Below are 16,006 nucleotides of genomic sequence, written 5' to 3'. Positions count from 1 at the left end.
GGTGAAGCCGGGTCCGCCGTGGCAGGCCGTCGCGGGGGCATGGTCCTCAGTGGTGGGGTTGAGCCGAAATGGCTGGTCAGGGGGTTTTGGTACCCCCGTGTCGGGTGGGTCGCGACGCCGTGTAATCTATTCAAGTACCACAACGGCGCGGGGTGGAGCAGCTCGGTAGCTCGCTGGGCTCATAACCCAGAGGTCGCAGGTTCAAATCCTGTCCCCGCTACCACCAAGAGGCGCGTTCCCGGAAATCCGGGAACGCGCCTCTTTTGTCATGTCCGCGCGCCCTGCGCTGCCGACTCTTCCGCGAAACCGTCGAAACACTGCGGATCCCACCATGTGGACGCTGTTTCCGATTGGTCGCAGTGCGTGTCCGGTGTCCGCCAAGCCGGGGAGATCCGCCCGGCGAACTCACCTGCCTGGTGGTTGCCGGGGCGGCCCGCGTGCGGCTGGTTGGACCAAAGCGTGACCACGGTGGTTGCACAGCGTGTCCGGGGTCCACAGTGGACCAGCTCGCATTGGGCCGAACGAGGGGATCTCACTAGCCACAATGGACAGATCCGCTGACCACTGTGGACACAGCGGCCGATAAGTGGGAATCTAGGGGGCGTGTCCGAATTGAATGCAACAGCCGCCGCCCTGCTCGGTCTGCTCCACGACGGTCCCGCCACCGGCGGGCAGCTCGTCGCGGGAGCGGGTGAGCGTTTCGGCGCCTTCTTCAGCGTCACCCGCAGCCAGGTGTACCGGGAGCTCCCGGCGCTGTCCAAGGAAGGCCTCGTCCGGCTCGGCAAGCAGGGCCCGCGCTCCAGCCAGCAGTACGTCATCACCGCCGCCGGCAAGAAGGCCTTCAAGGCCTGGCTGACGTCCGAAGCCGGCCCCGATCACCTGCGCAGCCCGCTCATCCTGCGGCTCGTGCACGCCGGGTCGCTGACGGCCAAGCAGCGCCAGGCGCTGCTCGAGTCCGCCCGGGCCAGCTACAGCCAGCAGCTCGACGACGCGAAGGCAGCCACCAAGGCGGCCGACGGGCCGTACGAAAAGGCCGTCGCCGAGTTCGCTCAGGCCCAGGCCAAGGCCGCGCTGAAGCTGCTCGACGCCATCCCCGCGGCCTGAGGTTCGCGCACCCACGACCGGTCCTCGCAACCGGTCGTGGGTTTTGCCGTAACCTTGACAAACGTGAGTGATGAGTTCGACGCGGCACTGAAGGACCTGGCCGGCAAGCTGACGCAGATCGAGTCGGTGATGGACCTGGATGCGCTGCGTGCCCAGGTGGCCGACCTGGAGCAGCAGGCCTCGAGCCCGAACCTCTGGGACGACCCGGAGGCGGCGCAGAAGGTCACCAGCCAGCTGTCCCACCGGCAGAGCGAGCTGCGGCGCGTCTCGGACCTGCGCCAGCGGCTCGACGACCTGGGCGTGCTCTACGAGCTCGCCGAGGCGGAGGGTGACTCCGGCAGCATGACCGAGGCCGAGACCGAGCTAGCCGCCCTCGGCAAGGACATCGACGGCCTCGAGGTCCGCACTCTGCTCTCGGGCGAGTACGACGACCGCAACGCCGTCGTCACCATCCGCTCCGAGGCCGGCGGCGTCGACGCGGCCGACTTCGCCGAGATGCTGCTGCGCATGTACCTGCGCTGGGCGGAGCGCCACGGCTACCCGACCGACGTCTACGACATCTCGTACGCCGAAGAGGCGGGCATCAAGTCGGCGACGTTCAAGGTGAGCGCCCCCTACGTCTACGGGACGCTGTCGGTCGAGCAGGGCACCCACCGGCTCGTCCGGATCTCGCCGTTCGACAACCAGAGCCGCCGCCAGACGTCGTTCGCGCACGTCGAGGTGCTGCCCGAGGTCGAAGAGGTCGACCACGTCGACATCCCGGAGAAGGACATCCGGGTCGACGTCTACCGCTCGTCGGGCCCCGGCGGCCAGAGCGTCAACACGACCGACTCCGCGGTGCGCATCACGCACCTGCCCACCGGCATCGTCGTCTCCTGCCAGAACGAGAAGTCGCAGCTGCAGAACAAGGCGGCCGCGATGAAGGTCCTCCAGGCCCGGCTGCTGCAGCGCAAGAAGGAAGAAGAGCGCAAGGAGATGGACGCGCTCAAGGACGGCGGCTCCAGCTGGGGCAACCAGATGCGCTCCTACGTGCTGCACCCGTACCAGATGGTCAAGGACCTCCGGACCGAGTACGAGGTCGGCAACCCGACCGCGGTGCTCGACGGCGAGATCGACGGCTTCCTCGACGCCGGCATCCGCTGGCGGAAGCAGGCGACCGCCGCTTAGGCCGGTCGAGGGACCGCTCGCGGCGGCTTCCGGGCGCGGGCGGACGGGGGCCCGCTGGCGCGGGGTGCTCGGGCGACCGCTCACCGTGCGCAAACGCCCCTTGCTCCACCCGGGTGGCACGGGCAACCGGGGCTTCACGAGACCGGTGGGTAGTATGCCGAATCGTGATCCGGCTCGAAGAGGTTTCCAAGGTCTACAAGACCTCGACGCGGCCCGCGCTCGAGCGGGTGTCCGTCGACATCGAAAAGGGTGAGTTCGTCTTCCTCATCGGTCCCTCGGGATCGGGGAAGTCGACCTTCCTCCGGCTCCTGCTGCGCGAAGAGACGCCGACCAAGGGCCGCGTGATGGTGTCCAACTTCGACGTCGCCAAGCTGGCCCGCCGCCGGGTCCCCCGCCTGCGGCAGACCATCGGCTGCGTGTTCCAGGACTTCCGGCTGCTGGCCAACAAGACGGTCGCGGAGAACGTCGCGTTCGCCCTCGAGGTCATCGGCAAGCCCAGCCAGACGATCAAGAAGGTCGTCCCCGAGGTGCTGGAGCTCGTCGGCCTCGAAGGCAAGGCCGACCGGCTGCCCAACGAGCTCTCCGGTGGTGAGCAGCAGCGCGTCGCGATCGCGCGCGCGTTCGTGAACCGCCCGCTGGTCCTGCTGGCCGACGAGCCGACCGGGAACCTGGACCCCGACACGAGCCAGGACATCATGCTGCTGCTGGAGCGGATCAACCGCACCGGTACGACCGTCCTGATGGCCACCCACGATCACTCCATCGTGGACTCCATGCGGCGCCGAGTCGTCGAGCTGCAGCTCGGCCGGGTGATCCGCGACGACGCCCGCGGCGTCTACGGCATCGGTCGCTGACCTCCCCGCCCCGCACGACCACCCCGACCCCAAGGACTCGACCCCGACATGCGCGCCAGTTTCGTCTTCAGTGAGGTAGTCACCGGCCTGCGCCGGAACGTCACGATGACCATCGCGATGATGCTGACCACGGCCGTGTCGCTCGCCATGCTCGGCGGCGGCCTCCTCGCCGTGCGGACGATCGACAAGATGAAGGCCAACTTCCTCGCCGACGTCGAGGTTTCGGTCTACCTCACCGACGACATCAGCGCGACCGACAAGAACTGCACGCAGTCGCTGTGCCAGTCGCTGCGGACCTCGCTGCAGAGCAACAACGGTGTCGAGTCGGTCGTGTTCGAGAACCGCGACCAGGCCTTCGAGCGGTTCAAGAAGATCTTCGAGAGCCAGCCGGAGCTCATCCAGCTGACCGGGCCGGAATCGCTGCCCGCGTCGCTGCACGTGAAGCTGAAGGACCCGGACCGCAGCGACGCGATCGTGCAGGAGTACGCGACCAAACCCGGCGTGCGGAAGGTCGACGACCAGAAGAAGTTCCTCGACCGCGTGTTCAACGCCTTCAACGGTGTCCGCAACATGGCCTTCGGCGCCGCGCTCATCATGGCCATCGCCGCGCTGCTGCTGATCGCGAACACGATCCAGGTGTCGGCGTTCACCCGGCGCACCGAGGTCGGCATCATGCGGCTGGTCGGCGCCACGCGGTGGTACACGCAGCTGCCGTTCCTCCTGGAGGCGGTGGTCGCCGGCGTGGTCGGTGCGGTCCTCGGGATCATCATGCTGATCGTCACGAAGGCCGGCTTCCTCGACTCGGTGTTCACCGGGGACGTGTTCCCGAAGATCACCATGCTGGAGCTGCTGTTCCCGGTCGCGCCGATCCTGCTGGCGGTGTCCGTGGTGATCTCCGCCATCACCGGGTACGTCACGCTGCGCCTGTACGTCCGGCACTAGCGTTTAATCAGCTGCTCGCCGTTTCGAGAATCACGTAGAGTGGTCGTATGCCCAAGGAACGTGGCCAGAAGGTGATCGTGTCGAACCGCAAGGCGCGGCACGACTACGCCATCCTCGACACCTACGAGTGCGGTCTCGTGCTCGTCGGCACCGAGGTCAAGAGCCTGCGCGAGGGCAAGGCGTCCCTGGCGGACGCGTTCGCGACGGTCGACGACGGTGAAGTGTGGCTGCGCAACGTGCACATCCCGGAGTACACGCAGGGCACGTGGACCAACCACATGCCGCGGCGCACCCGGAAGCTGCTGCTGCACCGGCGGGAGATCGAGAAGCTCATCGGCAAGACCAAGGAGAGCGGGCTCTCCCTGGTGCCGCTGTCGATGTACTTCAAGGACGGCAAGGTCAAGGTCGAGATCGCGCTCGCCCGCGGTAAGAAGGCCTACGACAAGCGGCAGGCGCTGGCCAAGCGGGACGCGCAGCGCGACATCAGCAAGGCGATGGGCCGGGCGCTGAAAGGCCGGTTCACGGAGTGAGCCACGGTCCGGCCTCCGACAGCGACGTCGCGCGCTGGACCGCGTCGCTCGGCCTCCCCGGCCTGGTCGACCTGCACGTCCACTTCCTGCCGAAACCGGTGATGGACAAGGTCTGGGCGTACTTCGACCAGGCGTCGACGCACTACGGCACCGAGTGGCCGGTGCACTACCGGACGTCCGAAGAGGAGCGTCTGGAGACACTGCGGGCGCTGGGTGTGACGCGCTTCGCGCCGCTGGTCTACCCGCACAAGCCAGGCATGGCGCAGTGGCTGACGGACTGGGCGCTCGAGTTCGCTTCGCGGGTTCCGGACGCCGTCCCGACCGGGACGTTCTACCCCGAACCGGGCGCCGGGTCCGCTGTGGACGGTGCGCTGCGGGCGGGCGCCCGGGTGTTCAAGGCGCACGTGCAGGTCGGCGCGTACGACCCGCGGGACGAGCTGCTGAAGCCGGTGTGGGGCGCGCTGGCCGACGCCGGCGTGCCGGTCGTCGTCCACTGTGGACACGGTCCGTTGCGGGGCGACTTCACCGGGTTGTCGGTGTTCGAAGAGGTGCTGGCGCGATACCCGGACCTGACGGCCGTGCTCGCGCACGCCGCGATGCCCGAGTTCGGCGCCGCGTTCGACCTGCTGGCGAAGTACCCCCGGGTGCACCTGGACACGACGATGGTCGGCGTCCCGTTCGCGGAGAAGATGTCGCCGCTGCCGCCGGACTGGACGGCGCGGCTGGCCGCGTTCGCCGACCGGGTGGTGCTGGGCACGGACTTCCCCAACATCCCGTACTCCTACGCGACGCAGCTGCAGGCGATCGCCGGCTGGGCGGCCGACGATCGCCTGGGGGAGCCGTTCCTGCGGGCCGTCCTGCACGACACCCCGCTGCGGCTGCTCAGCGCTTGAGCGCGGCCCGTTCGCTCACGACCACCGCGCGGCCCAGCAGGTCGACCACCGGGACCGGCTTGCCCGCCAGCAGGAACCCGGCCGTCGCGAGGACGATCCACGGCACCGGGCCGTGCCCGATGCCGTCCGACAGCGGCGCGAACCCGTGCGCGGCCAGGCCGAGCAGGCCACCCGAGATCATCAGGGCCGCCACGACCAGCTGCGGGACCTTCGCCGTCACGACACCCGCGTCCCGCTGCATCTCGAACTGCGCGAACAGCCGCAGCAGGCCCAGCAGCACCAGCCCGCACACCGCGAACCACGCGGGCGCCATGACCAGCCAGAGCAGCGTGCCCGGCTCGGGCGTCTCGTAGCCGAGGCCGTAGACCGTCACGCCCGCGACCACGATCAGCGCCGGCATGTGCCACAGGTAGACGCTCATGAACCGCGCGCCCAGCCAGCTCAGGACGCGGCCGGCGCCGGGACGCTCGGCGAGCGCGTTCAGCTGTGGGCGGAAGGCGAGCAGCAGGCCGATCTGGCCGACGGCGAGGAAGGCCAGCAGCACGGTCGGCGGGCTCATGTTCGACACCGGCGCACCCGGCATGCCGATCATGCTGGCCGGGTACGGGCCGAACGCGACCAGCGACGCCGTTACGCCGAAACCGGCGGCCGACAACGTGAGCGCGCCGCGGCGGGTGAGCGCGCCGAGCCGGCCTTCGACGTAGTGGAAGCCGAGCTGGTGGACGGCGACCCAGACGAAGATCGCGTTGGCGTATCCGATGTAGCCGAAGTCGTTGAAGCGGGCGACGTCGACGAGCACGCCCGCCGCGGCCATGACCAGCGGCACCTTCAGGCCCCAGCGCCGGTGCGCGGCGACCATCAGCGGCGTGAGCAGCACGACCAGGACGTACACCGCCAGGAACCACAGCAGCTGCGCGGCGATCGCGCTGCCGACCTGTAGCGGCTGCGGCGGCACGCCGAGGCCGCGCAGGAAGTCCGGGATGACGAGCCAGACGGCCAGCAGCGGCAGCACGGGCAGCATGAGCCGCTTGAGGCGCGCGCCGAGCCACCGCTGCGGGGATTCCGCGCGACGGAAGGAGATCAGGTTGGCGGCGCCGCCGGCGAAGAAGACCAGCGGCATGACCTGGGACAGCCAGGTGACGACCCACCAGCCCGGGGTCGCGAGGGCGTTGCCGGTGGCGAGGTGACCGTCGGAATAGGACAGCACCGGCATGACCCAGTGCTGGGCGATGACGGCGAGGATGGCCCCCGCCCGGACGACGTCGAGGAAGCGGTCCCGGCTCGTTTGCATGCTGTCGAGCTTGGCCGCTTCGAGCGGCCGGAACAGCGGTGCTGACCGGCGTCTTCGGGGTCCTGTTCACCCCCGCCGGATGCGGGGGTTCTCCCTACCTCAGCCCGTCCGGCTCGGGTTCGTGCTGCGCCGCGGCGACCCGGTACTCCCAGCCGTGCTCGGTGAGCCCGAGCTCGTAGCGGGTCTCGATCTTCGGGCCGCCGTGCAGGTGGATGTGCCGGATGACGGTGCCGGGCACGGGCTCGGCGTCCCCGAGTTCCTGGACGCGGCCGTCGAGCGGGCCACCGAAGAAGCGGACGCAGCGGGTCTCGTCGGTCATCTGCGCGCTCCTCTCCGACGGGTCCGCTCATGGTAGGTGAGCGGTGCACGGGGTGCCGCCCGCGGAACGGGTGACCCTATGTCCACCTTACGGGACTTCCGGTGACCGTCCGTTCTCGCTAACGGCCGAGGTAGGTCAGCACCGCGCGCACCCGGCGGTGTTCCTCCGCGCTGGCCTCGAGCCCGAGCTTCGAGAAGATGTTGCCGATGTGCTTCTCCACCGCGCCGTGCGAGACGACCAGGGAGTTCGCGATCGCCGTGTTCGACAGGCCCTGGGCCATCAGCCCCAGCACCTCCGACTCGCGGGCGGTCAGCGCGTCCAGCGGGTTGCGCCGGCCGCGGGCCATCAGCTGGGCGATCACGTCCGGGTCGATCGCCGTGCCGCCGTTGGCCACCCGGCGGACCGCGTCCAGGAACTCGTCGACGTCCGCCACGCGCTCCTTCAGCAGGTAGCCGACCCCGCCCGCGCCGCCCGACAGCAGCTCCACCGCGTACGACTCCTCGACGTACTGCGACAGCACCAGCACCGGCAGCCCCGTCACTTCCTTGCGTGCCGCCAGCGCCGCGCGCAGGCCTTCGTCGGTGAACGTCGGTGGCATCCGGACGTCGACGATCGCCAGGTCCGGGCGATGTTCCTTGACCGCGCCCAGCAGGTCGTCGCCGTTGTCGACGGCCGCGACCGTCTCGATGCCCTCGTCGGCGAGCAGGCGGGTCACCCCGGCCCGCAGCAGCACGGCGTCCTCGGCGATGACTACCCGCATCCGGCCCCCAGGTTCTCAGCTGAACGGGGTCCAGCCTATTCACCACTGGCAGGGCAGGTCAGCCCGGATCACCGTCGGTCCGCCCACCGGGCTGACCACCGTGATGACGCCGTCGATCGTCGCGGCGCGGTCGGCCAGGCCGGCCAGCCCACCGCCGGGGCGCACCTCGGCGCCGCCGTGGCCGTTGTCGGTGATCTCGACGACGACGTGGTCGTCGGTCCGCCACACCTTCACGCCCGCTTCGGTCGCTCCGGAGTGCTTCGCGATGTTCGTCAGCGTCTCGCCGACGATGAAGTACGCCGTCGTCTCCACCGCCGCCGGTGGGCGCGGTTCGACGTCGACCTGCACGTCCACCGGGATCGGCGACTTCGCCGCCTGCGCCGAGAGCGCCGCGTCCAGCCCGCGGTCGCCGAGCACCGCGGGGTAGATGCCGCGTGCCAGGTCACGCAGCTCCGACACGGCGAGCTTCGCGTCCGAGTGCGCCTCGTCGATCAGCTCCCGCACCATGTCCGGGTCCTGGTCGAACTTCGACTTCGCCCGCCCGAGGCTCATCGCGACGGCCACCAGCCGCTGCTGCGCGCCGTCGTGCAGGTCACGCTCGATGCGGCGCCGTTCCGCCTCCGCCGCGTCGACGCCGCGAGCCCGCGAAGCCTGCAGCCGCTCGGCCTTCTGCTCCAGCCGCTTCGTGCGGTTCGGGCCCAGCAGGGCGATGCCCAGCTCGCCGTGCAGCCAGCCCAGCCACGGCGTCACCCAGATCGCCATCGGCAGCAGCACGATCGACGCGATCGCGATGCCGAGCTCCGCGCACGCCAGCGGGAACGCCGCCATGAAGTACGCCAGGTCCCGCCACGTCGTCGGGTCGCTCAGCCGCACCAGCCAGCGGCGCAGCAGCGGCTCGCCGTCGTACGGGCGCCGCTCCACCGGCGGCAGCGGCACCCGCAGCATCGTCCCCAGCCACTTCCGCTCGCGGTCACCCGACCAGCGGACGAAGCTCGTCGTCGCCAGCAGGATCGGGAACCCGACCCACACCACCGCCGTGCCGACCCCGGCCGCGATCCCGACCACGATCAGCACGAACTGCACGAGCCGGAAGACGAACCCGGTGATCATGTACACGATCGTGCGAGCCGGATGCGGCCGCGGGTGCTCCGGCTGCTGCGCCTCCGTCATCCCGCCACCAGGTTCTTCTCTTCCGCGTCTTCCCACCAGCGCTCCATCCGACGGCGCTGGGCCACCGTCGTCCCCAGCAGCGCGTTCGCCAGCCGGGCGTGCATCCCCGCGAGCGCCTTCGTCAACGCCACCGACAACGCGATGAACAGCACCCCCAGCGCTGCCCACGGTAGCGCTTCCACCGTCGAATCCACGGTCAGCCACCGCAGGTCCTCCGCCGGGAAGTAGTACGCGCCGTCCGGCAGCCACCGGAAGTAGATCGGCAGCCCGGCCAGCGCCAGGCTCGTCGACCAGAACACCGTCACCAGGACGAACTCCACCAGGCCCAGCGGGAACAGGAGGAAGAAGTAGGCGAGGTCCCGCCACGTCGACGGATCCTTCAGCCGTCCCTTCCACCGGAGCGACTGAGGCCCGGCCGGCAACGGCAGGTACGGCAGATCGATGTACCGGTCCAGCAGCGCGTAGACGCGGGCGCGCTCCAGCCGGGCGCCCCCGCGCACCGCGAGGACGACGACGGCGAGCAGGCCCACCCCCACCCAGACGACCGCGGTCCCCACCCCGGCCGCCGTGAACGCCGTCAGCAACCCGAACGCCACCACCCCCAGCGGCAGGTTCATCAGCAGGAACACCACCGAACCACCGAACGGCGGATCCCGCCTCTCGCGCACCATGACCGGCTCCCTTCTGCCGGAGTCCAGGATCGTCGCCCGGCGGCGCGCCGGACATGGTGCGCACGGGCATCCCGGCGGTAGGGCTGGCCCTACCAGGGGACTAAAGCAGTCGCGCGGCGCGTTATGATGGACAGGTTGTAGTCCCACCAAGGGGGTGAACGGTTTCGACTTTGGACGTTGAGTCAGGGGAAGCGTGCCGGTGCAGGCGAGAGACCACCGTTAAGCGTCATCGCAACCAAATAAGCGCCGACTCCAGTCAGCGCGAGTACGCCCTCGCCGCCTGAGCGAGTGCGTCTCTGTCGGCCCGGGTTCGCCTCCGGCCCGGGTACCGGCATCAGCTAGGAGGCTCAGCGGTTGTCCCGGCCACGGGGAACAGCCGTGAAGCAAACAGTGGCTGGGCTCGTCACCTCAGCTTGTTCGCGTGACTGAGGGAGCCGAGTAGAGACGTAGCGGACTGCGCACGGAGAAGCCCTGTCGAGGCGCCAGAGGACCCGGGTTCAATTCCCGGCACCTCCACTTCGAGAAGGCCCATGCCCCTTCGGGCATGGGTCTTCTCTTCGTTATTGGGTGTTTTGGGGGCTCGGGGACTTGCCCTGCGGGCTCGCACCCGAGGCCTGCCCCCACGGGCCTCGCCTCGGGGACCACCCTCGCGGGCTTCGCCGCCCCCCGGCATCGCGCCGCTCTCCTCGGGGCCGCTCCCGGCCTCGCGTGACCGCTGTCCCAGCGGAGCCGACGGACCCGAAAGCCACCAAACCGGCATCTCGACCGCGCCACAACGCCCCCACTTGTGGGTGAAGTTTTCGTGAGTGTCATGCTTGAGGCCCGACCATGGCCCCGCACCCGTGGGGTCGGAAGCAGGTGGCCAGATGACCTGGGCCCGGCACAACGGCAGCTCCACCGCCAACGACGAAGACAGCCGGATGGGGGTCATCCGGGCCGAAGAGGCCGTTCGGCTCGCCGAACAGAACGATCGGGCCGTCATCACCGTTGCCGGTCACTCCATCGACGGGCGCGAGTGCGCCGAGCTGCTGGCCATGCTCGGGCTCGATGCCGGGCGGCGGCACAAGACCGCCTGATCAGCCCACGTCCGCCACGTGGACCACCTTGTTCCGGCCGGTCGCCTTCGCGTGATACAGCGCCGTATCCGCCGCGTCCAGTAAGCGCTGCAACGTCGTTCCCGCCTGCGGATACACCGCCATGCCGATCGACGTCGACAGGCCCGTGATCGACAACTGCCCCGCCTGGACCGTCAACGCGCTGATCGCCCGGCGGATGCGCTCCGCCACCGCGCCGATGTCCGGGTGCGCGATGCCCGGCAGCAGCACCACGAACTCCTCGCCGCCGAACCGGCCCACCGCGTCGCCCCGGCCGCGGACCGCTCCGATGATCGACTCCGCCACCGCGCGCAGCACCGCGTCACCCGCCAGGTGGCCGTACGTGTCGTTCACCTGCTTGAAGTGGTCCAGGTCCAGCATCAGCAACCCGAACGTCGAACGCTGGCGCGCCGCGGCCGCCAGCGTCCGCTCCGCCACCGCGTGCCAGCCGCTCGTGTTGTACAGGCCAGTCTTCTCGTCGCGGTGCGCCGCCACCTCCAGCTGCTTCACCAGCACCGTCCGGTGCAGCAACAGCAACGGCGGCAACACCAGCACCACCAGGCCCGGCAACGTCGCCATGGCCACCGCGTTGAACGCGCCCAGGCAGAGCGTCGCCACCTCCAGGCCGTTGTCCGACCAGGTGCCGAACAACGCCTCGGCCGTCCGGCCGATCTCGCGGCGGGCCGGCAACACGAGCAGGGCGTTCACCACGAAGAACGTCGCTCCCGCCGCCGTGATCGCGAACGTCCCGGCCCAGCCGCGGGTCAGTGCCGAGCGGACGTCCGCAGCGCCCGAAACGCGCAGGACCGCCTGGGCCGCGTAACACGAAAGCAGGATGATCGCCGCGTTGCTGACCGTCCGCGACGCCGGCACGCGCTGCAGGCGGTACCAGCTGCGGACCGCCAGGTGCCCGTACAGGCCGCCCACCAGCACCGCCAGCAGCACCGGCGGCAGCAACAACACTCCCGCGAACGTCCAGACCGACGTCATGTTGATGTGCGGCGTTCCCGAGACCCGGCGGCGGATCCGCTCCACCCGGCGGCCCGTCTCCGACTGGACGACGCCGAGAACCAGCAGCACCACCAGGGTCACCGCCGTCCGCCGGTCCACCGCGACCGGGTACGGGCGCAGCGTGAAGACCACCGCGGCCGCCTCGCTCAGGAGGCAGTACACAATCACCCGCGGACCCTGGTGCCACAGCGCCCAGCGCCGTGGAGCCACGAGGACGTCACGAAAGCGTGGCACACCGCGCGGATCGGCGGCACCGGTCCGCATACTCATGGTGTCCGGCCGGTGACGGAGCCGGTCCGGCCCGAGGCCGTGAAGGGAGGCGCGCCATGTGCGGACGCGACAACTGAGGTCATCGTTCCTCCAAACCGACCCGGCGCCACGCCCTCGCGATCGGCACGGCCACCGCGGCACCCGCCGCTCCGGCCACGGCGATGGCGTGCGCCGGGCTCACCACGTCGGCCAGCGCGCCCGCCGCGGCCGCCCCGATGCCCTGCACCGTGATCAGCCCCGCCGAGTTCACGCCCGCGCACTGCGCGCGGTGCTCGTCCGGCACCCGGCGCATGAACGACACCGTGCCAGTGATGTTGTACCCCGTGGCCAGCAGCCCGGACGCCGCCAGCAGCAGCACCGACGGCACCAGCCCCGGCCGGACCACGAACACCACCAGCGGCAGCCCCGCCGCGATCCCGAGCAGCCCGAGCACGCGCACCTGCGCGTCCTCCGGGATCCACTTGCCGAACACGACGCCGCCGAGCACGCTGCCCGCCGGGTCGGCCGCCATCAGCAATCCCACCAGCGTCGCGCCCGCGCCGATCCCCGCCGCGTACGGCGCGGCCAGCGCCTCCGGCACGACGTAGAAGCCGGCCAGCCAGTTGAGCGCCACCAACGTCCGCAACGCCGGATCGCGCCAGATCAACCGGATGCCCGCGCCGGTCGTCGACAGCCAGGCGGGACGCACCGCCTGCGCGACCGCCGCGCGCCGCCGGACCCCGGCGACCAGCAGCACCGCCGAGAGCACGAACGTCGCCGCGTCCAGCGCCAGTGCCGCGGACGGTGCCAGCGCCGCGATCAGCAGGCCGCCGCCGGCGAACCCGGCCAGCTGCGCCGCCTGGATGGTCACGTTGCGCAGAGCCATCCCGACCAGGTACTGCTCGCCTTCGAGGACCGTCGGCAGCAGCGCCTGCTGCGCCGCCTTGAACGGCCCGCCCAGCGCCGTCATCACCGCGACCAGCACGCACAGCACCCACAGCGGGACGCCGGGGATCGCGATGACGGCCACCAGCGCCGCCCGGGCCACGTCGGCGGCGACCATCACGTCCCGCCGCGGCCACCGGTCGCCCGCGCCGGCCAGCAGGATCCCGCCGAGCAGTGACGGCACGTACGTCAGGGCGTAGGTCAGGCCGGTCAGGGCTGCCGACGAAGTGCGCTGGTAGACGAGGACCGCGAGCGCCACGCGGGCGAGCTGGTCACCGCAGATGGACAGCAGCTCGGCCAGCCACATCGCCCGGAACTCGGGCACGGCCAGGACCGCGCCGAAACCGACCCTCGTCACCTGTGCGTCGTCCATCCGCCGGCGCCTTCCCCTCGCGCCCCCACTCGCCGGTGCCCCTCGAACCGCTGTTCAGTCACGGTAATAACCCAGCGCAGCGGAATCGAGCCGTTCGGTGACAGTTGCCCCGATCGCACCAGTCCGTCAGCCCGGGTGGCCGCCGATCCGGCTGGTCAGCTCGGCCGCCGTCGCGGCCACCTCGGCGGCCAGCTCCGGCCACGTCTCCTCGCACGGCTCGGCCGCGCAGTGGTGGCGCAGGGTCACGCTGATCGCCGCCATCGGACGTGCGCCGTGGTCGAACACCGCGGCCGCCACCGACGCGAAGCCCGCCGTCACGTGGCCGTCCTCGACCGACCAGCCGAGCCGGCGCTCGGCGGTGAGCGTCCGGCGCAGCTCGGCGAGCGTGCGCGGGCCGCGTCCGGTGCGGAGGACGAACGCGGCCGCCGACGGGAACAGTGCCCGCACGTGCGGCGCGGGCAGGTGCCGGAGGATGGCGCGGCCGGACGCGGTGAGCTGGGCGGGCAGCCGGACGCCGACCTCCGTCACGAGGGTTTCCGGGCGGGCCGGGCGTTCCTTGATGAGGTAGAGCGACTCATTGCCGTGCAGGACGCCCAGGTGCGCGGTGTGCCCGACGCGGTCGACGAGCTTGCGCAGCAGCGGGCCGGCGAGGCGTTCGAGGGGGTCGTGGCGCAGGTAGGCCGAGCCCAGCTCGAAGGCGGCGATGCCGAGGCCGTAGCGGCGTTCGGCGGGCAGGTGGACGACGAAACCGGCGGCGGCCAGCTCGTTGAGCAGGTGGTAGGTGGTCGAGCGGGGGAGCCCGGCTTCGCGCGCGATCGCCGCGGCGGTCACCGGACCCGGCCGAGTGGCGAGCAGGCGGAGCACGGCCAGGCCGCGCCGCAGCGCCGGAACTTCGCTGCTCTCACCCATGGCTCACCTCCCGGCCCGAGCGCCCCAAGGCGGCCTTGGTTGCGTCTGGCGCACCGAAGGCCGCCTTGGTTGCGTCTGACGCACCGAAGGCCACATTGGGGCGCTTGGGGTCAGGGTAGCTCGTGTGTCTGGGATGCCAGACGGAACCACTCCACGGGGCATCCCACCAGCGGGAAGGACGTTGTCCAATGGGCCCATGCCGGAAACTGTGCTCCTGGGCTCCGAACCGCTGACCGCCGCCCAGGTCGTCGACGTCGTCCGTGGGCACGCGCCCGTCGGGCTCACGGATGCCGCCGAGAAGAACCTCGCCGCCACCCGCCAGCACATCGAGAACCTCGCCCACGCCGTCACGCCCACCTACGGTGTCTCCACCGGCTTCGGCGCGCTCGCCACCCGTCACATCCCCGTCGAGAGCCGGACCGCGCTGCAGCGCAGCCTCATCCGCTCGCACGCCGCCGGGGCCGGGCCCGCCGTCGAGGCCGAGGTCGTCCGCGCGCTCATGCTGCTGCGGCTGCGGACCCTCGCCAGCGGCTACACCGGCGTCCGCCCGGGCACCGCGCAAACGCTTGCGGCCCTGCTCAACGCCGACATCACGCCGATCGTCCACGAGTACGGCTCGCTCGGCTGCTCCGGCGACCTCGCACCCCTGGCCGCCGTCGCGCTCGCGCTCATGGGCGAGGGCGAAGTGACGTACCGCGGCGATGTGATGAAAGCGGAAGAAGCGCTGAAGCACGCCGGGATCGAGCCGGTCGTCCTCGCCGAAAAGGAGGGCCTCGCGCTCACCAACGGCACCGACGGCATGCTCGGCATGCTCCTGCTCGCCGCCGCCGACCTGCACCGGCTCTTCGACGTCGCCGACATCACCGCCGCGATGAGCGTCGAGGCGCTGCTCGGCACCGACCGGGCGTTCGCCGCCGACCTGCAGGCCCTGCGCCCGCACCCCGGCCAGGCGCTGAGCGCCGCCCGGATGTGGCAGGCGCTGCAGGGCTCGAAGATCGTCGAGAGCCACCGCGGCCCGGACTGCAACCGCGTCCAGGACGCCTACTCGCTGCGCTGCGCCCCGCAAGTGCACGGCGCCGCACGTGACAGCCTCACCCACGCGGAGCTGGTCGGCGAGCGGGAGCTGATGTCCGCTGTGGACAATCCGGTCGTCCTCGCCGACGGCCGCGTCGAGTCGAACGGCAACTTCCACGGCGCGCCGGTCGCGTACGTCCTCGACTTCCTGGCCATCCCGATCGCCGACGTCGCCAGCATCGCCGAGCGGCGGACCGACCGGATGCTCGACAAGGCGCGCTCGCACGGCCTGCCGCCGTTCCTCGCCGACGACCCCGGTGTCGACTCCGGCCACATGATCGCCCAGTACACGCAGGCCGCCGTGGTCAGCGAGCTGAAACGGCTCGCCGTGCCCGCGTCCGTCGACTCCATCCCGAGCAGCGCCATGCAGGAGGACCACGTCTCCATGGGCTGGTCGGCCGCGCGGAAGCTGCGCAAGGCCGTCGACGGCCTGACCACGGTCCTGGCCGTCGAGCTGCTGACCGCGGCCCGTGCGCTGGACTTCCGCGCGCCGCTGGAGCCGTCGCCGGTCACCGGCCGGGTCCGGGACCTGCTCCGCACGAAGGTCGCGGGTCCCGGCCCCGACCGCCACCTGGCGCCCGAGATCGCGGCCGCCGAAGAACTCGTCCGCTCCGGCGCCGTCCTCGACGCCGCCCGTCTGGAGGTCTGAG

Annotated in this window: 16 protein-coding genes, 1 tRNA gene and 1 other RNA gene; 10 read left to right on the top strand and 8 right to left on the bottom strand. The window is 70.9% G+C overall.

The window, feature by feature from the left end; all coding sequences use genetic code 11:
* Positions 1–146: 146 nt before the first annotated feature.
* From BT341_RS42365 to BT341_RS42335, 7 genes are all read left to right on the top strand, one after another.
* Positions 147–223 (top strand) — tRNA-Met (locus BT341_RS42365).
* Between the two features lie 380 nt (positions 224–603).
* Positions 604–1,104, top strand: a complete 501-nt coding sequence (locus tag BT341_RS42360) for a PadR family transcriptional regulator (protein ID WP_072481558.1) — start codon at positions 604–606, stop codon at positions 1,102–1,104.
* Positions 1,105–1,167: 63 nt separating this feature from the next.
* Positions 1,168–2,271: a peptide chain release factor 2 gene (prfB, locus tag BT341_RS42355; RefSeq protein ID WP_072481557.1), complete on the top strand. Its 1,104-nt coding sequence runs from the start codon at positions 1,168–1,170 to the stop codon at positions 2,269–2,271.
* Positions 2,272–2,435: 164 nt separating this feature from the next.
* Positions 2,436–3,125, top strand: coding sequence for a cell division ATP-binding protein FtsE (ftsE, locus tag BT341_RS42350; protein ID WP_072481556.1), 690 nt, complete (start codon positions 2,436–2,438; stop codon positions 3,123–3,125).
* Between the two features lie 48 nt (positions 3,126–3,173).
* Positions 3,174–4,067 carry a permease-like cell division protein FtsX gene (gene ftsX / locus BT341_RS42345; RefSeq protein WP_072481555.1) on the top strand — a complete coding sequence of 298 codons (894 nt, stop codon included), beginning with the start codon at positions 3,174–3,176 and terminating at the stop codon, positions 4,065–4,067.
* 47 nt (positions 4,068–4,114) lie between these two features.
* Complete coding sequence (smpB, locus tag BT341_RS42340; RefSeq protein ID WP_072481554.1) at positions 4,115–4,597, top strand: SsrA-binding protein SmpB; 483 nt, start codon at positions 4,115–4,117, stop codon at positions 4,595–4,597.
* Positions 4,594–5,490, top strand: coding sequence for an amidohydrolase family protein (locus BT341_RS42335; protein ID WP_072481553.1), 897 nt, complete (start codon positions 4,594–4,596; stop codon positions 5,488–5,490). The genes smpB and BT341_RS42335 overlap by 4 nt, the downstream gene beginning before the upstream one ends.
* Here BT341_RS42335 and BT341_RS42330 read toward each other — a convergent pair.
* The 5 genes from BT341_RS42330 to BT341_RS42310 all read right to left on the bottom strand — a co-directional run bounded on the left by BT341_RS42330 (position 5,480) and on the right by BT341_RS42310 (position 9,701).
* The gene (locus BT341_RS42330; RefSeq protein ID WP_072481552.1) at positions 5,480–6,781 is read right to left on the bottom strand and encodes an acyltransferase family protein; all 1,302 of its coding nucleotides are present in this window, start codon (positions 6,779–6,781) and stop codon (positions 5,480–5,482) included. The genes BT341_RS42335 and BT341_RS42330 overlap by 11 nt on opposite strands.
* A 94-nt stretch (positions 6,782–6,875) precedes the next feature.
* The gene (locus tag BT341_RS42325) at positions 6,876–7,100 is read right to left on the bottom strand and encodes a hypothetical protein (protein WP_072481551.1); all 225 of its coding nucleotides are present in this window, start codon (positions 7,098–7,100) and stop codon (positions 6,876–6,878) included.
* Positions 7,101–7,218: 118 nt separating this feature from the next.
* Entirely contained in the window at positions 7,219–7,860 is a 642-nt protein-coding gene (locus BT341_RS42320) for a response regulator transcription factor (RefSeq protein ID WP_072481550.1), read from the bottom strand.
* Between the two features lie 39 nt (positions 7,861–7,899).
* Complete coding sequence (locus BT341_RS42315; protein ID WP_072481549.1) at positions 7,900–9,030, bottom strand: sensor histidine kinase; 1,131 nt, start codon at positions 9,028–9,030, stop codon at positions 7,900–7,902.
* Positions 9,027–9,701, bottom strand: a complete 675-nt coding sequence (locus BT341_RS42310) for a sensor domain-containing protein (RefSeq protein WP_072481548.1) — start codon at positions 9,699–9,701, stop codon at positions 9,027–9,029. Before BT341_RS42310 ends, BT341_RS42315 begins: the two co-directional genes overlap by 4 nt.
* Before the next feature lie 150 nt (positions 9,702–9,851).
* On the opposite strand from BT341_RS42310, the gene ssrA reads away from it, so the two are divergent.
* Both ssrA and BT341_RS42300 read left to right on the top strand, forming a co-directional pair.
* Positions 9,852–10,220, top strand: a transfer-messenger RNA (tmRNA) gene (gene ssrA / locus BT341_RS42305).
* Positions 10,221–10,567: 347 nt separating this feature from the next.
* Positions 10,568–10,777: a hypothetical protein gene (locus tag BT341_RS42300; protein WP_072481547.1), complete on the top strand. Its 210-nt coding sequence runs from the start codon at positions 10,568–10,570 to the stop codon at positions 10,775–10,777.
* On the opposite strand, the gene BT341_RS47580 is transcribed toward BT341_RS42300, so the two are convergent.
* The 3 genes from BT341_RS47580 to BT341_RS42285 form a co-directional block, all read right to left on the bottom strand.
* Positions 10,778–12,016, bottom strand: coding sequence for a GGDEF domain-containing protein (locus BT341_RS47580; RefSeq protein ID WP_072482484.1), 1,239 nt, complete (start codon positions 12,014–12,016; stop codon positions 10,778–10,780).
* A gap of 139 nt (positions 12,017–12,155) precedes the next feature.
* The gene (locus tag BT341_RS42290) at positions 12,156–13,373 is read right to left on the bottom strand and encodes an MFS transporter (RefSeq protein WP_072481546.1); all 1,218 of its coding nucleotides are present in this window, start codon (positions 13,371–13,373) and stop codon (positions 12,156–12,158) included.
* 126 nt (positions 13,374–13,499) lie between these two features.
* Positions 13,500–14,282: an IclR family transcriptional regulator gene (locus tag BT341_RS42285; protein WP_072481545.1), complete on the bottom strand. Its 783-nt coding sequence runs from the start codon at positions 14,280–14,282 to the stop codon at positions 13,500–13,502.
* 196 nt (positions 14,283–14,478) lie between these two features.
* Between BT341_RS42285 and hutH the strand changes: the two genes are divergently transcribed.
* The gene (hutH, locus tag BT341_RS42280; protein ID WP_072481544.1) at positions 14,479–16,005 is read left to right on the top strand and encodes a histidine ammonia-lyase; all 1,527 of its coding nucleotides are present in this window, start codon (positions 14,479–14,481) and stop codon (positions 16,003–16,005) included.
* The last annotated feature ends 1 nt before the right edge of the window (position 16,006 follow it).

Source organism: Amycolatopsis australiensis (assembly GCF_900119165.1).
Lineage (GTDB): Bacteria > Actinomycetota > Actinomycetes > Mycobacteriales > Pseudonocardiaceae > Amycolatopsis > Amycolatopsis australiensis.
Note: the sequence above shows the minus strand (reverse complement) of the source record. Positions and strands in the feature narration are given on the sequence as shown.

What these genes read in the sequence shown, in the direction of transcription:
- ftsX (WP_072481555.1), top strand. Translation starts at nt 3,174, where the DNA reads ATGCGCGCCAGTTTCGTCTTCAGTGAGGTAGTCACCGGCCTGCGCCGG.
- smpB (WP_072481554.1), top strand. Translation starts at nt 4,115, where the DNA reads ATGCCCAAGGAACGTGGCCAGAAGGTGATCGTGTCGAACCGCAAGGCG.
- BT341_RS42330 (WP_072481552.1), bottom strand. Translation starts at nt 6,781, where the DNA reads ATGCAAACGAGCCGGGACCGCTTCCTCGACGTCGTCCGGGCGGGGGCC.
- BT341_RS42325 (WP_072481551.1), bottom strand. Translation starts at nt 7,100, where the DNA reads ATGACCGACGAGACCCGCTGCGTCCGCTTCTTCGGTGGCCCGCTCGAC.
- BT341_RS42320 (WP_072481550.1), bottom strand. Translation starts at nt 7,860, where the DNA reads ATGCGGGTAGTCATCGCCGAGGACGCCGTGCTGCTGCGGGCCGGGGTG.
- BT341_RS42315 (WP_072481549.1), bottom strand. Translation starts at nt 9,030, where the DNA reads ATGACGGAGGCGCAGCAGCCGGAGCACCCGCGGCCGCATCCGGCTCGC.
- BT341_RS42310 (WP_072481548.1), bottom strand. Translation starts at nt 9,701, where the DNA reads ATGGTGCGCGAGAGGCGGGATCCGCCGTTCGGTGGTTCGGTGGTGTTC.
- BT341_RS42300 (WP_072481547.1), top strand. Translation starts at nt 10,568, where the DNA reads ATGACCTGGGCCCGGCACAACGGCAGCTCCACCGCCAACGACGAAGAC.
- BT341_RS42290 (WP_072481546.1), bottom strand. Translation starts at nt 13,373, where the DNA reads ATGGACGACGCACAGGTGACGAGGGTCGGTTTCGGCGCGGTCCTGGCC.
- BT341_RS42285 (WP_072481545.1), bottom strand. Translation starts at nt 14,282, where the DNA reads ATGGGTGAGAGCAGCGAAGTTCCGGCGCTGCGGCGCGGCCTGGCCGTG.
- hutH (WP_072481544.1), top strand. Translation starts at nt 14,479, where the DNA reads ATGCCGGAAACTGTGCTCCTGGGCTCCGAACCGCTGACCGCCGCCCAG.